Below are 13,641 nucleotides of genomic sequence, written 5' to 3'. Positions count from 1 at the left end.
ATTGATAGAACCATGAATAGTGCGTAGTATCATCAAAAAACATAATAATTCACGTCAGATATTCTTTCATCAGACTTAAGGTAATCTCATGAATATTAAGCAAAAGTTGTATTCATTGGGTGTGATTGCTATTTTGGGAATTGCGTTTCTCGTGGGAGCTACAACCCACTTCACTCAAACCACCGGAGAACTGAGCCAAGCCACTCAACTTGTCGACAAATTAGAAATTCGTCTTCTCAATCTTCGTCGTAATGAAAAAGACTTCCTGCTTCGCCACGACGCCAAATATCTGGATAAATTCGAAAAAAATATTACCACGTTTTTAAGCCTTGAAAGTGAACTTTCTGGGTTACTGAGTGAACACAAGTTGCCATCCAGTCAACAACTGCGTACTGATATCCTTTCCTACCAAAAAAGTTTTCAGCAGTTGGTGGCCGGGTATCAAACGCTGGGCCTGAAGGCGGATCAAGCACTCAGAAATGACTACTATACGGCTTTCTCAGCACTGGAATCACGACTTGGCAGCGAAGACCTGGTCAAGCTCTTTGAATTTGATGAAAAAGTGGAAGCTGGAGAGCTGGACGCTCAATTGTTGACCGACGTCCCAGCCCCACAATTTCTGAAAACAGCAAATGCACTGGTTGCGCAAAAACAAGTGATTGGCCTCAAATATGACCAGGGCTTGCTCGGAGAAGCACGTACCCGATCGCACTCGGTAGAAAAGCAGTTCAGCGACTTTTCTACCAAGCTGAATGAGCAAATTGACGCGAATAACCAACAAGTATCGACGATGAAAACAGCGATTGTCGGTATTATCGTGGTACTTATCGCAGGTTTCATTTACTGGATCTCGCGCTCCATCAACCTTCAGGTTGCGTTTCTGCTCAATACCATTCAGGAAATCGCCCGAACCAACAACGTCGGCATGCGTGCTAACCTAAAAGGGAAAGATGAACTCGCTTCGATCGGCACTTACTTCAACCGCTTGCTGGAAAAACTGGAAGGACTGATTTCGGGCACTCAAACGAAAGCGGGCCAGCTATCCAGCAACACCGAAACTATGCACGGTGAGTTGCAGAGTGTGATTGAACAGTTCCACATTCAGGCTGATCACACCACATCCATGGCAACAGCCGTTCAGGAAATGGTCGCGACCATCAGCGAGATATCTGAAAGCACGTCAGTTGCGGTCGAAGGTGTCCAGCAGGCGTCTGTGAACGCTCAGAATGGCCGAACGGTCGTCGAGTCCACCGTAAGCAATATCGGCCAACTGTCTGCCACATTGGAAGACAGCCAAAATTCGATCTCATCACTTAATGATCATGTGGCGCAAATTGGCGGCGCGGTCAATATCATTCAGGATATTGCAGAGCAAACTAATTTATTGGCACTGAACGCGGCAATTGAAGCGGCTCGTGCTGGTGAGCAAGGCCGCGGATTTGCCGTGGTGGCCGATGAAGTGCGTGCGCTTGCCAGCCGTACACATCAGTCGACAGAAGAAATCACCAAGGTGGTTTCGGCGATTCAACATCAAATGTCTCAAGTGGTTGATGACATCAATCAATGTAACCAGCAAGGCCATGAAACACTTGATGCTTCCCAGAAGCTCGATGACAGCCTGAGCCAAATTATTCACGACATGGAAAACATTCAGGCCAACTCAGAGCGAATTGCGTCTGCAATTGAAGAACAAGGCATCGTGATGAATCAGGTCAGTGAGTCGATCACCGAACTCAATACCATCTCGGAAAACAACATGCACTCTGCTCAGCAGTGCTTGGTGGAGGTGGATGAAGTATCACGTCAGGCCCGGGATATGGACGCGGCGGTGGCAGAATTTACCACCAGCAAAAGCTAACCAAATATCACGACGATAACTAACCTCGGCCCCCAACACTGGGGGCTTTTTTATGCTTCATATTCAAGACAAATTTGCTTCTATTTTTTGAGAATCCATATACAACAAAACTAATAGGTGAAGTGTATTTCCACCTTGCTGTAACTAAGTTTAAGTGTGACCTCACAACCTCATAAGGCTAAGTTATGTTAAGGACAACGAAAACAATATATGTACTCCCTCTGCTTTGTTTTTCTGCCTCGTCACTGGCAGCCGAAGAGTCTGACATTGCCAAACGCCCTCAAACGGTTAACGACGTTTTTGTCCGTTCCGGCGTCCTGACCCCAAAGGGCCAATTCGCGTTTGATGCGTCATTAAGCTACACACAAAACTCTTCCAACAAAGTCTCCGTCGTTGGTTACACCATTCTTCCTACTCTTCTGGTCGGTCGAATAGAAGTCTCTGATTCCGATCGTACAACCATTACTGCCGGCTTATCGGCCCGTTACGGCTTGTTTGACGATACTGAAATTGAGATCCGCTTGCCGTATGTCTATCGAAACGATCAGGTCTCCACGCGCCCAATTCAAGACGGAGCCGCTGACAACACCATCAATACCACATTAGATGGTGGTGGATTGGGCGACATCGAACTGGCAGTGCGGCATCAATTCAACTTTAATAGCACGCCCTACTGGGTCGGAGGATTAACCGTTAAATCGGACACTGGCAAATCCCCTTATGAGGTCGACATCGATCCCAACGACAATACGTTTAAAGAAGTGCCTACTGGCTCCGGATTCTGGAGTGTTGAACCATCTATCTCCATGTTGTATCCATCCGACCCTGCCGTTCTGTTCGCCAGTCTCAGTTACATCTACAACTTTAAAGATGATGTCTCGGTTAACGGAACCCGAGTTGAAGTGGATCTTGGTGACACCATTGCACTCGGCGCCGGGCTCGGTTTTGCCATCAACCCAGATCTCTCCTTTACACTGGGTTTAAGTCATAAAACCATACTGAAAAGTAAGATAGACGGTAGCGAAAATGACGATGCGAAGATGCTGCAGCTCGACACCATTAACTTTGGTGTGAATTACGCTTTTAGTCCCAAGACCTCACTGAATGTGAATGCGCAGGCGGGATTGACAGAAGACACCCCCGACTTTCAATTAACAGTGAGGGTGCCATTTACGTTCTGATCAGTAGAAGCTTGAAAGGATGGCGTCATCCAACTTTTGATTCACCTGAATCTGTTTGATGACGTCGCCTACCTGGGCATCAATATCCACCACAGTATTTAACCCGAGCACGCTGTTATCCAGTGTATTCTGGATAATATTGGTGATCGTACTGGTGTTGACGACTGTAGGTGTCGTATTTCCCGTACCGGAGTCAATCGGCATCGCAGGGTTGGTGATTGACTCGACAACAGGCACAACCGGAGCCTCTTCGACACTGTTGCCCTCTCCTACCTGAACAACGTTAACCACGCCGCCGGACGACACGTCCGGGCCCTCAACACGAGAGTCGGGTGTTTTGGGTGTCGGTACACGCTTTAAGTTACCGTTTTGAATCATCAGGTGAGCAATACGGGTATTAAACAACGTCATTCCATTTATCGACGTTGTGATACTCAGGCCGATGTTGATTACGTAATCGTTCTTCAGCCTGAATCCGCCTCGATATGACGAGAGTGTATCGCTCGCCACCGGGGTAAGGTGGGTTCCTTCCTCCATCAAGACATCCGCATAAAACTCACTGGCATACGCGGGCATGGTTGACAGTAGTACAGACAATCCACTGAGTATTTTCCAATATCTCATGTCGCTGTCCTCAATGGCTAATACTCACCCGCTTCTGGTAAGGTGATGCTGAAAATGCCTAGTGACTCCCTATGCACACCTGTGTCGAGTGGTGACGGCGTGTAGATCGCGTATTCGTCACTGGTAATGAAATTGGAACGCCCCACTTCAGCATGAGTGCGAATCAACAGAATCACTCCCTGATAATGCTGCTTAAAACGTTCAATACTCATCTTCATGGTCCCTCTGGACGGATCGCCCAGGATCACGGATTCTGAGTTCATTCCCTTTATCACCACAAAATGCAGGTAGCCGTCGAAGTTCACCAGCGTAATGCCGGGCACCCCTACGTCACGGATTTTATCCAGCCCTATTCTGAACCCATCCGAACGAAAACCGAGTGACTCCAAATACTTTTTCATATCCAATAGAGAAAACCCTTGCTTTTCGATCAAAGTGCGATCGCCATGGTCGAACATCACTTTGAAGATATCCTGTTCGGAGGAAGGTGTCTCGTAATGGAATGTCAATAGAGAAGCCAATGCCGCCGAGCCACAACTAAAGTCGTACTGTTGACGAAAGACATCACCAAACAGCATTTCTTTGTAGCTTTTTACCGGCACGGTGTATTGTCCGCGACTGGGGAGAAAGTCCAGAGAATAGGCAGATGCTGACAGCATCAGCATCGGCCAAATTGAGTAACGCCAAATGTTCATATCACTTGAGTGTCAGGTTTACGACCGTTGAGTTTTGTATCAGCACGTTGTTGCCACTATTTTGAATCACACTGTTGATTCCCGAGCTTTCCGCCAGCGCACCCGCTGAAAGTATGTTGTTCCCGGTCACAGTGTTATTCGCAATGTTGCCAGCACTCACCCCATTAATTTCAGAGGACGCTGTTACATTCTCGATGTCGATGTAATATTGGCCGCCTCTGGAACTGTCCATGACTGCTTCGGACAGTTCCATATCGGCCATCACAATATCATCGGCACTAGCGGATAGCGCAGCCATCGCACTCAAGGCGAGTAGTGCAATACGCATCGCTTACTCCTGCTATGCTGCTAGATTAGTCGGTAAACACAGATGCGTTGGTAGACACAGCTTGCTGGATCAACGAATTGTTACCTGCATTTTGTGCCACGGTGCTGATACCTGCCGCACTGTTGAAACCACCCAGTGAGTTACTGTGATTCACAGTCAGACCACCACAGCACTCTTCACTGTTGTCGTGTCCGTGTCCACGACCACGGCTTTGAGCTGGTGAGCTGGTTGCACCGTAACTGACTGACGTGTCGGACACTTCACCACTCAGATCATTCTGAGCAACGACGGTGTCCATATCAACGCTGATTTCAAGTGACTGTTTGTTCGACCAGGACTGCTCATTCATGAACGTTTGTTCATTGGACAGAGAAGTCCAGGTATTACCGTCATTACCATCATTGGTGCTGATGGTGTTGTTATCATCACCATTGTTGCTGTGGAAATGATTGTTGCTGCCGTTTTCCTGATTGTAGCTATCGTCAATGTCGCCACCGTCACTTCCTTGACTGCCACCGTAAGCCAGCGCGCCACCAGAAATAAACAGCGAAGTAACCAACAGTGCGATTGCAGATTGTTTTAGTTGCATGATCTTATCTCCATGTTTGTATCAACTATGAACTACATCCTTTTGCCCTCAGGCAAGCTGATTATAGGTACGCTGTTAGGTTTGAAAGTCTTACAAATAAGACATACTCGTCACTGACGCCAATTTCTGTGCAACAAGGTGATAGAAACAAAATCAAGAGACCAAAAATCAATGAGATAGAAAGGAAAATTGTGCAAATTTGTAGTGAAGTATGAAAGGTAGCGGAAAGTTAGTATGACAGAATTGGCACTTTGCACCGCTCAATTACCACTTCGGCGGTCAATTCGTCTTGGCTCAATATTCAATCAATAACACAATGAGTGCGAGTTTTCAGGCATTTCCCTAAGCCACTTAGGACTAACGTTGAGTTTAGCTCAATTCACGCCTAATCACTAAGAACTACTGGAAATTCCTAATCTCATCTGGGGGTTAGATTTTTGGGGTTCATACTGCGATATTGTGCCCGTCGCATATACTTGATCTGGAGCAGTATGTGTATGTGCATATTGTCGGAACAAGCAGTTTTCAACCTAAAGATTACTGAGCTCCGGGTATAAAAAATGACTATTAGAACACTCGTCATCTTGACGGAAAAGAGTCTGCAAAGCAGCCTCATTGAACAACAGTTGGCTTCGATAACACAGTTAAATATCCAAACATGCAGCGCAGAGCAGTTGAACCGCCTGAGTAGCAGCTTCATGATTGACCTGGTGCTGCTGGATTATCACTATCTTGTCGAGTTGACGGACAGCGACAGCCTGCCAGATTTTGATCTGTTGGGCGTCCATATACTGGTTCACAATATCCCAGAGGGTGAGTTGAACGAGCTGTTTATCCGCTGGCGATCCTTAAGAGGAATACTTTATCAGAGCGCGTCGGTCGAGCACCTCACAGAGAGCGTCACTTACATCATGAACGGCGGTTTGTGGCTACCCCGACGTTGTCTGGAACAAATGGTCCATTTCTATCGAGACCCGGGAGTATTCAATAACTTCAGATACGACCAACTCACCAACCGTGAGCGCCAAATTCTCGATTTACTCTCCCATGGCAAGACCAACCAGGAAATCGCAAATCAGCTGTTTTTAGCGGAAAGTACGGTAAAAACGCACGTCTATAAACTGTACAAGAAGCTGGATGTTCACCGCCGTCACGATGCGATCCGGCTGGTAAAATACACTCACGCCTCGTCAGGGCTGTGATCTCGCTCTGACGTACTCGGTTTATCGCTTGGCGGGCGACAGATTATCGCGAGCTTTTGTTTTACAGTTTGTCCCGGCAAGGTCAGATCTCTGAACATATCACGCCATTCACTGAACGTAACCACCAGTGGATTTACACTGTGTACTGGCTTGGTAATCCCATAAACAACAGGCTCACGCTCGGGGACAAACGTTCCAAACAGGCGATCCCAGATGATCAGAATGCCTGCGTAATTTTTGTCAATGTACTGTGGGTTTCGGCCATGATGTACGCGATGATGTGATGGCGTGTTCAGTACCCATTCCAGCGGACCGAGTGAACGAATCCATTGCGTATGAACAAAGAATTGCAGCCCAAGATTGAGCAGGACGACAAACACCACCCACTCCGGCGGATAGCCCAGCACCACCAACGGCATCCAAAATACCCACATACCAGCGAGTGGGTACATCAGACTCTGACGAAATGCCGTACTGAAGTTCATACGCTCAGAACTGTGGTGCACAACGTGAGCTGCCCACATCCAACGAATACGGTGGCTCGCGCGGTGAAACCAGTAGTAGCATAAGTCCTGCAAAACCATCAGCAGAAGAAAGCTCCAGAGCGTCATGTCAATATCGAAAAGACGCCAGCCAAACACCCAAAGATAAAGATGCGCGATCAGCAGCCCTGCTAATAAATCCGCTCCCTGATGCAGGCCAGCCAGGACAAGGTTACATAACAGTTCCGGCCAACGATACGCCGCTGAAGCGGGCAAACGGCCTTTTCTCTGCCCCAGCACATATTCCGCAAGCATGAAAACGAAAAAAACAGGAGCAAGTGCGAGTAACAGCCACTCGGGATGGGTAATAAGGTTGTGCATATTCGAAACCGTAACCAAAACTGACGGTTTAAACTTAACACACCATTAACAATTTTCTAGAGTCGATACTCGAAGATTAACAAAAGTGGGATGCTCCACCGAACATCCCTAGAGACGATAATCCGTTAAAGCGCGGCGACTTTGTCGTTAATACGCTGACAAATATACTCTCCTATCGGCAGAGCAGACGTAGCCGCAGGTGATGGTGCGTTGCAAACGTGGAGACTGCGCGTACTCTCGGCAAACAGAAAGTCATGCACTAAGGTCCCGTCACTCAGCACTGCCTGAGCCCGGATACCAGCGGGATAAGGTTTAAGATCCGACACCTGAATCGATGGGCAGTATTTATTCACCATTTTCAGATAACCGCGCTTCCACCATGAGTTTTTTAGCTCAGCGAGCCCCGAGCTGAGGTGTTTCATGCTGACTTTCCAGAATCCCGGGAAAGTCAGCATTTCGAGGCTGTCACGCAAGCTGACATTCACCTTACCATAACCTTCTCGTTTCCAGCCTTGAACGGCATTAGGGCCAACCGTGACGGAACCATCGATCATTCTGGTCAGATGGACACCGAGAAACGGTAGCTCCGGATCCGGAATCGGATAAATGAGATGATTGACGACTTGATTGTGCTTCTGATCCAGGCGGTAATATTCACCACGATAAGGCACGATCTGAAAATCGGTCTCGATATCCAGCATTTTGGTGAGCCGGTCCGCCATCAAACCGCTGCAGGTGATCAGAAAACGGGTGTTAAGCTGCATTGTCTGACCATCTGACTCACAAGTGACCTGCACTTCTTCGTCATTTTCTGCTAGTGCAGTAACCCGGGTACGCAGGCTCACCTGCCCACCCATAGCTTTAAACTCTTCCGCCATGTGCTCTGTGACTAAACGATAATCCACTATACTCGTCGTTTTCACATAAATGGCCCCGAGCCCTGTGATATTGGGCTCTGCCAGTTTTAACTGCGCTTGGTCGAGCAGTTCCACGTCAATACCATTCTCATGGCAGCGCTCGTACAAAGCCATCATCCGATCCTGCTCTGCAGGCGTGGTGGCCACCAGCAGCTTCCCGCAGTTTTCCACGGGTATATTGTGATTGGCACAAAACTCGGTTGTGCGCTCGACACCACGTTTACAAAAATCCGCTTTCAGACTGCCCGGAGCGTAATACACTCCGGCATGAATCACACCGCTGTTATGGCCGGTCTGATGCTGTGCATAGCCGGATTCCTTCTCCAGCAACAGAATCGAACTGTCCGGATGTTGCTGCTTGAGTTGCCATGCCGTTGATACTCCGACGATGCCACCACCAACGATAATGTAGTCATACATTGTTATGTTACGCTCCTTGAGACATAGACACGTTTGACGCACTCGCTTTATAGCACTTATTGCTGTAGACAAACACAGCCACAAATACCACACATGCGATAAGACGGGCCCAGATAGGTACATTGTGCCAAACCAACGCAACCCCTGTTGCCAACAGGACCACTCGCAACAATACGTTGAGCGGCCCTTCCAGATATCCCTCAATCGCACCAATCATGGCGTAAGTACCAACAATAGCAAACGCACCGACGGTCAGTACTTCGGCTACGTCCCAACTCACGAGATCAGTATATGCAATCAAGAGCGGGACCAAGTATAACCCTTTGGCGATTTTCCACGCCATCATCCCTGTGCGCATTGGTGGCGTTTTTGCGATAGTGGCAGCTGCAAAGGCGGTCAGACAGACTGGTGGAGTGACGTTGCTGTCCTGTGACAACCAGAAAATAATTAAATGGGCCCCCAACAGTGCCAAACCCACCGCTTCAATCCCTAAACTCTGCTCTAACAAAGTTTCCATGAAGTCCGCTGGCACGAGTGCCACCATTTCTTGCGCTGTACTCAGTGCCATTGGCGCATTCAGCAATTCCAGTTTGTCTTGTGCCGCCAACATGAAAATTGCTTTCGCCTGCTCAGGTAACTGTCCAGACATCATCAGTTCCAGCAATTGATTTTCCGCTAACAACTTGTACAGTGCCGGCGCCGACAAGGTTCCCAGTACGATATACGCAGCGGTTACCGGTAAGCCCATCCCCAAGACTAACGACGCCAATGCGATCAGTACTAACATGGTCAGCAGATCACCGTTGGACCAGCCATCAATCATCAAGGAGAACGTATTGCCGATCCCTGTGGTACTAATGACGTTGATCACCAAACCGATCCCAACCAGCAACACTGCTGTTGTCGCCATGTTCTTTGCGCCCTGAGCTAAGGCTTCAACAATCGCTTGAGGCCCCATTTTGTGCTCTTTTGAAAACCAGCTCGAAACCACGACAGAAATGATCGACAGCCCGGCCGCATAGGTCGGCGTAAATCCTTTCACCAACAAAGTCACCAAAACGACCAATGGAATCAGGTTGTGCCAGCCGGACACCAACACTTTCAGCAATGACTCTGAACTGGTGGTGATCTTCTGTACCCCACTGCGCTTTGCTTCAATACGAACAAAAAAGGCTACCGACAGAAAATAGATCAGTGCAGGCACAAACGACACCGCAATGATATCGACATACGGGATCTGAGTGTAAGATGCCATTATAAACGCCCCGGCCCCCATCACAGGTGGCATCAGTTGTCCGCCCGTTGACGCTGCGGCTTCAACACCGGCAGCAAAACGAGCCGGGAAGCCTGCTTTTTGCATCAACGGAATACTGATGACCCCCGTCGACACCGTGTTCGCCACACTCGACCCGGACACAGAGCCCATCAATCCAGAGCCGATCACCGCAATAAAACCTGGGCCACCGATGATTTTACCCGCCGCCGCCCGCGCGACGTTAATAATGTAATCCCCCACACCAGAACGCACCAGAAACGCACCGAACAGGATGAACATGAACACGTAACTCCAACTGATGCGGGAGATAGAACCAAACATGCCTTCAGACGAGTAAAAGCTGCGATAGAGTAACGTCTCCATACTGAGACCGGGAAAGTGAAAAATGCCTGTCGCCCACTTCCCCCATAACACCACATAACTCAGACAAATTACGATCAGCACAGGGATAAACCAGCCCATTGTGCGGCGGATAAGTTCGATAACAATCACAATCGCCAGAATGGCAAAAAACCAGTCGCTGGTAACGAACTTAACTCCACGCTCATACAAGGCATCTTCGGCATAGGGAATGTAAAGTAAGCAGGCAAACGCCGCCAGTGCAATCAACACATCAAACGCCAACGCGATTTTGTTTTTCTTCAGCGAGGCGTGGGCCGGATACCACAACGCACAAATGGCGGCAAAGCCAGCAAAATGCGTCGCTGATATCCAAAGTTCTGACCAGGTAGACAAAGTGTTGAACCAAATGTGGATGACCGACAGGATCACCCCCAGTACGGTAACAGCTGTGGTTACCCACGGAAAATCGGTTCGCGTAGGCAATTCAAACTTCTGCAATTCCTTTTCAATTGAATCGCTCATGAGAAACTCCAGACGCCCGGCAGCCAGGCAGTAACCACGGGAGCCGACAACGGCATCCCGTGTTGATAAGAGTGGAAAGAAAGGCTCCCCGAAAGAAGCCGTCTGGGCTTATTTCGCCAGTAGATTAGATGGAATGCTGATACCCACTTCTTTGTAGTAACGCGCTGCGCCTGGGTGCAGTGGCACCGGCAGGCCTGCGATGGCTTTCTCAAGCGCCATGGCTTTTGTTGCCTTGTGAATACCTTGCAAGAACGGCAGGTTTTCATAAATCGCTTTGGTTAGCTGATACACATCTTCTTCTGAAATGTCGTCGCGAACGGCAAGGAAGTTCGGCTGGGCGATGGTCGTGATCGGTTTGTCCAAGCCTGGGTAGGTATTGGCTGGAATGACGTATTTGGTCCAGAGCTCGTAATTGCCGTTGGCTTTTTTGATCTGCTCATCACTGAATTCCAGAATCTTAATGTCATTCCCCAATGCAGCAAACGCCTGCGTGACAGCGCCAACAGGCACACCGGCTGGTGTGTTCATGCCATCAATAGTCCCGTTTTGTAACGCACTGGCACTGCCGCCATATCCCATATAAGCCAGATTGAATGAATCCGGATCCACATTCAGGCCTTTCATGATCTGTCGTCCTGAATTTTCTGTCCCTGAATTTTTCTTTCCGATAGAAAACTTTTTATCGGCCAGATTAGACAGATCCGTCACCGAACCGGTCTTAGCCAGTTCAGAACGTACAATAAAGTGCTCAACGTTTTGCCACAGCATTGAGACTGAACGCAGTTTCTCTTGTTTAATGCCTTTATACGGCCCCTCGCCCGACCAGGCCCATGCGCCATACAATCCCTGAAGAATCGCGAATTGCGCTTCATTTTCATTCAGTAGTTTGACGTTTTCACCTGAACCGGCTGAGCTGATAGCAGAAAGGGAAAAATGATGTTGTGGACTCAGCTTGACCTTACTCAATGTCGCTAATGCAACACCAACCGGATAATAGGTACCACCAGTGGATGCCGTAGCCAGAATGTAACTGCGATCATCAGCAGCCGATGCCTGCGCAACCAGGCCAAATGAAGCCAGTGCGACCGCCATTGTCTTCATGAGTTTATTGATTTTCATTATTACTCTCCGTGTAGTACGTTTCACGTTAAAGGGTTGTTAACTCTCATGAAGTAAGAGCAATAGTGATGCCAGTTTTTAACTATTTGTTTTTATGAGAAATAAAACAAAACCTCTCATAAAATGAGCAAGTTTATGCTCATTATGGTTGATCCAGATGAGCAAAATCTTGCTCATCTGGATTCGGATATATCCGGGTTATTCATCACAAATATGACCAAGGTGTGATCAATGTTATTTTTTTGTAACTTTAGGGCTAAGCAAAATCTTGCCGATGGGGGATCAGGTGTAATCTGAGCGGTTGAGGCCCAACTTCTGCATTTTCTGATTCAGTGTTCTTCTCGGTAAATCAAGTTCTTGCATTACTTCGTTGATTTTTCCATGGTGACGAACCAAAGCCTCGTGGATCACTTTTCGCTCAAAGTTATGCAGTTGTATCGCTAAAGGAACACCGGACACTGTCGGTTCAATAATGGTACTCGGGCGACTGGCCAGTAATTCAACCACCGAAACGGTGTTGTCGAGTGCATAACGAATCGCAACGTTGCGTAATTCACGCACGTTACCAGGCCAAGAATACGCGAGCAGGCCACGGATATCCGCATCACTCGCGGCGCGGCTCGTCGGGTTGGCCTGTCGGGAAAAGTGCTCGAATAAAATTAAGACATCATCGCCACGCTCACGCAATGGCGGAATGTGGATCTGCGCCACGTTCAGGCGGTAGAAAAGATCCTGACGAAATTCAGGGTGGTCAAGCAGATCCTCTTTGGCCGCAGCTACGACTCTGAGATCCACCGGAATTTGCTGATTGCCTCCGACCCGCTCAACGATATTTTCTTGCAGGCTGCGCAATACTTTTACCTGCATCGCCGCAGGCATACTTTCAATTTCGTCAAAAAACAGCGTACCTTTGTCTGCATACTCCAGTTTACCGATACGGCGCTTAGCGGCCCCGGTAAAAGCGCCCGCTTCGTGGCCAAACAGCTCACTTTCGAACAGGGTTTCTGGGATGGCTCCACAATTAATCGGAACAAAACGGTAAGCACGTCTGACACTTTCCTGATGCAAACTGTTGGCGACCAGTTCCTTACCGCATCCGGTTTCCCCATAAATGATCACATTGGTGTCAATCTTTGCTACGCGGGCGACCTGCTCTCGCAGTCTGCGCATGACATCACTCTGGCCAACCAGCACTTTTTCCAACCCTGAGATACTGGCCAGATATTCTTCGCGTTGCTGACCCGATCCCTGATGACGAAAGTGTTCCACCGCTCGAAGTGTGGCTTCTGAAAGCCGATCAGGTTGAAAAGGTTTCTCAATAAAATCAAATGCCCCGAGGTGAAGCGCTTTGACTGCCATGTCTATATCACCGTGACCGGTGATCAATATGACCGGCACATCCGGTACGTTGTGCTGGAATCGTTTGAGGAGTTCAATACCATCAATATCCGGCAAACGTACATCACTGATAACGGCATCAAACGCTTGCACTGGAATCGAATTAAGCGCCTCGGCACCATTGGCAAACTCTTCAACCTCAAAACCAGCCAGTTTCAACCACTGACCAGTGGCCTGCCTGACGATCTCATCGTCTTCAATGAGGGCAATCCGTCCCTCGAATCCTGCTTCCATCTACTGCTACCACTTATTACGATGCGATTTATTGCTGTACGGTAGGCAAAAGCTCGCTTTTAGAAAAGGAGCT

General features: G+C 48.4%; 12 protein-coding genes. 3 read left to right on the top strand and 9 right to left on the bottom strand.

Translation table 11 applies throughout. The annotated features are described in order from the left end of the window. Window positions 1-88 precede the first annotated feature (88 nt). A complete protein-coding gene (locus VPR01S_RS09985; protein ID WP_021705202.1) occupies window positions 89-1,858 on the top strand; it encodes a methyl-accepting chemotaxis protein in 1,770 nt (589 codons plus the stop codon). A gap of 185 nt (window positions 1,859-2,043) precedes the next feature. After that, the gene (locus VPR01S_RS09980; protein ID WP_021705201.1) at window positions 2,044-3,039 is read left to right on the top strand and encodes a transporter; all 996 of its coding nucleotides are present in this window, start codon (window positions 2,044-2,046) and stop codon (window positions 3,037-3,039) included. Here the strand turns inward: VPR01S_RS09980 and VPR01S_RS09975 are convergent, their stop codons facing one another. The 4 genes from VPR01S_RS09975 to VPR01S_RS09960 are packed head-to-tail and all read right to left on the bottom strand — an operon-like array spanning window position 3,040 to window position 5,275. After that, entirely contained in the window at window positions 3,040-3,663 is a 624-nt protein-coding gene (locus VPR01S_RS09975) for a hypothetical protein (RefSeq protein ID WP_021705200.1), read from the bottom strand. Between the two features lie 17 nt (window positions 3,664-3,680). After that, entirely contained in the window at window positions 3,681-4,358 is a 678-nt protein-coding gene (locus VPR01S_RS09970; protein WP_021705199.1) for a C39 family peptidase, read from the bottom strand. A gap of 1 nt (window position 4,359) precedes the next feature. Beyond that, entirely contained in the window at window positions 4,360-4,686 is a 327-nt protein-coding gene (locus VPR01S_RS09965) for a hypothetical protein (RefSeq protein ID WP_021705198.1), read from the bottom strand. Window positions 4,687-4,711: 25 nt separating this feature from the next. Continuing rightward, complete coding sequence (locus VPR01S_RS09960) at window positions 4,712-5,275, bottom strand: hypothetical protein (protein ID WP_021705197.1); 564 nt, start codon at window positions 5,273-5,275, stop codon at window positions 4,712-4,714. 560 nt (window positions 5,276-5,835) lie between these two features. On the opposite strand from VPR01S_RS09960, the gene VPR01S_RS09955 reads away from it, so the two are divergent. After that, window positions 5,836-6,477 carry a helix-turn-helix transcriptional regulator gene (locus tag VPR01S_RS09955; RefSeq protein WP_021705196.1) on the top strand — a complete coding sequence of 214 codons (642 nt, stop codon included), beginning with the start codon at window positions 5,836-5,838 and terminating at the stop codon, window positions 6,475-6,477. On the opposite strand, the gene VPR01S_RS09950 is transcribed toward VPR01S_RS09955, so the two are convergent. The 5 genes from VPR01S_RS09950 to VPR01S_RS09930 all read right to left on the bottom strand — a co-directional run bounded on the left by VPR01S_RS09950 (window position 6,456) and on the right by VPR01S_RS09930 (window position 13,568). Next, window positions 6,456-7,340 (bottom strand): sterol desaturase family protein, encoded by an 885-nt coding sequence (locus tag VPR01S_RS09950; RefSeq protein ID WP_021705195.1) that lies wholly within the window; start codon window positions 7,338-7,340, stop codon window positions 6,456-6,458. The genes VPR01S_RS09955 and VPR01S_RS09950 overlap by 22 nt on opposite strands. Before the next feature lie 125 nt (window positions 7,341-7,465). Then, the gene (gene lhgD, locus VPR01S_RS09945; protein ID WP_021705194.1) at window positions 7,466-8,677 is read right to left on the bottom strand and encodes an L-2-hydroxyglutarate dehydrogenase; all 1,212 of its coding nucleotides are present in this window, start codon (window positions 8,675-8,677) and stop codon (window positions 7,466-7,468) included. A gap of 7 nt (window positions 8,678-8,684) precedes the next feature. Next, complete coding sequence (locus tag VPR01S_RS09940; protein ID WP_021705193.1) at window positions 8,685-10,817, bottom strand: TRAP transporter permease; 2,133 nt, start codon at window positions 10,815-10,817, stop codon at window positions 8,685-8,687. Between the two features lie 108 nt (window positions 10,818-10,925). Next, window positions 10,926-11,936, bottom strand: a complete 1,011-nt coding sequence (locus tag VPR01S_RS09935; RefSeq protein WP_021705192.1) for a TAXI family TRAP transporter solute-binding subunit — start codon at window positions 11,934-11,936, stop codon at window positions 10,926-10,928. A 282-nt stretch (window positions 11,937-12,218) separates the two neighbouring features. Then, a complete protein-coding gene (locus tag VPR01S_RS09930; RefSeq protein ID WP_021705191.1) occupies window positions 12,219-13,568 on the bottom strand; it encodes a sigma-54-dependent transcriptional regulator in 1,350 nt (449 codons plus the stop codon). Window positions 13,569-13,641: the final 73 nt, after the last annotated feature.

This window comes from Vibrio proteolyticus NBRC 13287 (genome assembly GCF_000467125.1).
In the GTDB taxonomy this organism is placed as follows: Bacteria; Pseudomonadota; Gammaproteobacteria; order Enterobacterales; family Vibrionaceae; genus Vibrio; species Vibrio proteolyticus.
The sequence above is the reverse complement of the archived record's forward strand: the minus strand, read 5'-3'. Positions and strand labels throughout refer to the sequence as shown.

What these genes read in the sequence shown, in the direction of transcription:
- VPR01S_RS09950 (WP_021705195.1), bottom strand. Translation starts at nt 7,340, where the DNA reads ATGCACAACCTTATTACCCATCCCGAGTGGCTGTTACTCGCACTTGCT.
- VPR01S_RS09965 (WP_021705198.1), bottom strand. Translation starts at nt 4,686, where the DNA reads ATGCGTATTGCACTACTCGCCTTGAGTGCGATGGCTGCGCTATCCGCT.
- VPR01S_RS09955 (WP_021705196.1), top strand. Translation starts at nt 5,836, where the DNA reads ATGACTATTAGAACACTCGTCATCTTGACGGAAAAGAGTCTGCAAAGC.
- VPR01S_RS09975 (WP_021705200.1), bottom strand. Translation starts at nt 3,663, where the DNA reads ATGAGATATTGGAAAATACTCAGTGGATTGTCTGTACTACTGTCAACC.
- VPR01S_RS09930 (WP_021705191.1), bottom strand. Translation starts at nt 13,568, where the DNA reads ATGGAAGCAGGATTCGAGGGACGGATTGCCCTCATTGAAGACGATGAG.
- VPR01S_RS09940 (WP_021705193.1), bottom strand. Translation starts at nt 10,817, where the DNA reads ATGAGCGATTCAATTGAAAAGGAATTGCAGAAGTTTGAATTGCCTACG.
- VPR01S_RS09985 (WP_021705202.1), top strand. Translation starts at nt 89, where the DNA reads ATGAATATTAAGCAAAAGTTGTATTCATTGGGTGTGATTGCTATTTTG.
- VPR01S_RS09960 (WP_021705197.1), bottom strand. Translation starts at nt 5,275, where the DNA reads ATGCAACTAAAACAATCTGCAATCGCACTGTTGGTTACTTCGCTGTTT.
- lhgD (WP_021705194.1), bottom strand. Translation starts at nt 8,677, where the DNA reads ATGTATGACTACATTATCGTTGGTGGTGGCATCGTCGGAGTATCAACG.
- VPR01S_RS09970 (WP_021705199.1), bottom strand. Translation starts at nt 4,358, where the DNA reads ATGAACATTTGGCGTTACTCAATTTGGCCGATGCTGATGCTGTCAGCA.
- VPR01S_RS09980 (WP_021705201.1), top strand. Translation starts at nt 2,044, where the DNA reads ATGTTAAGGACAACGAAAACAATATATGTACTCCCTCTGCTTTGTTTT.
- VPR01S_RS09935 (WP_021705192.1), bottom strand. Translation starts at nt 11,936, where the DNA reads ATGAAAATCAATAAACTCATGAAGACAATGGCGGTCGCACTGGCTTCA.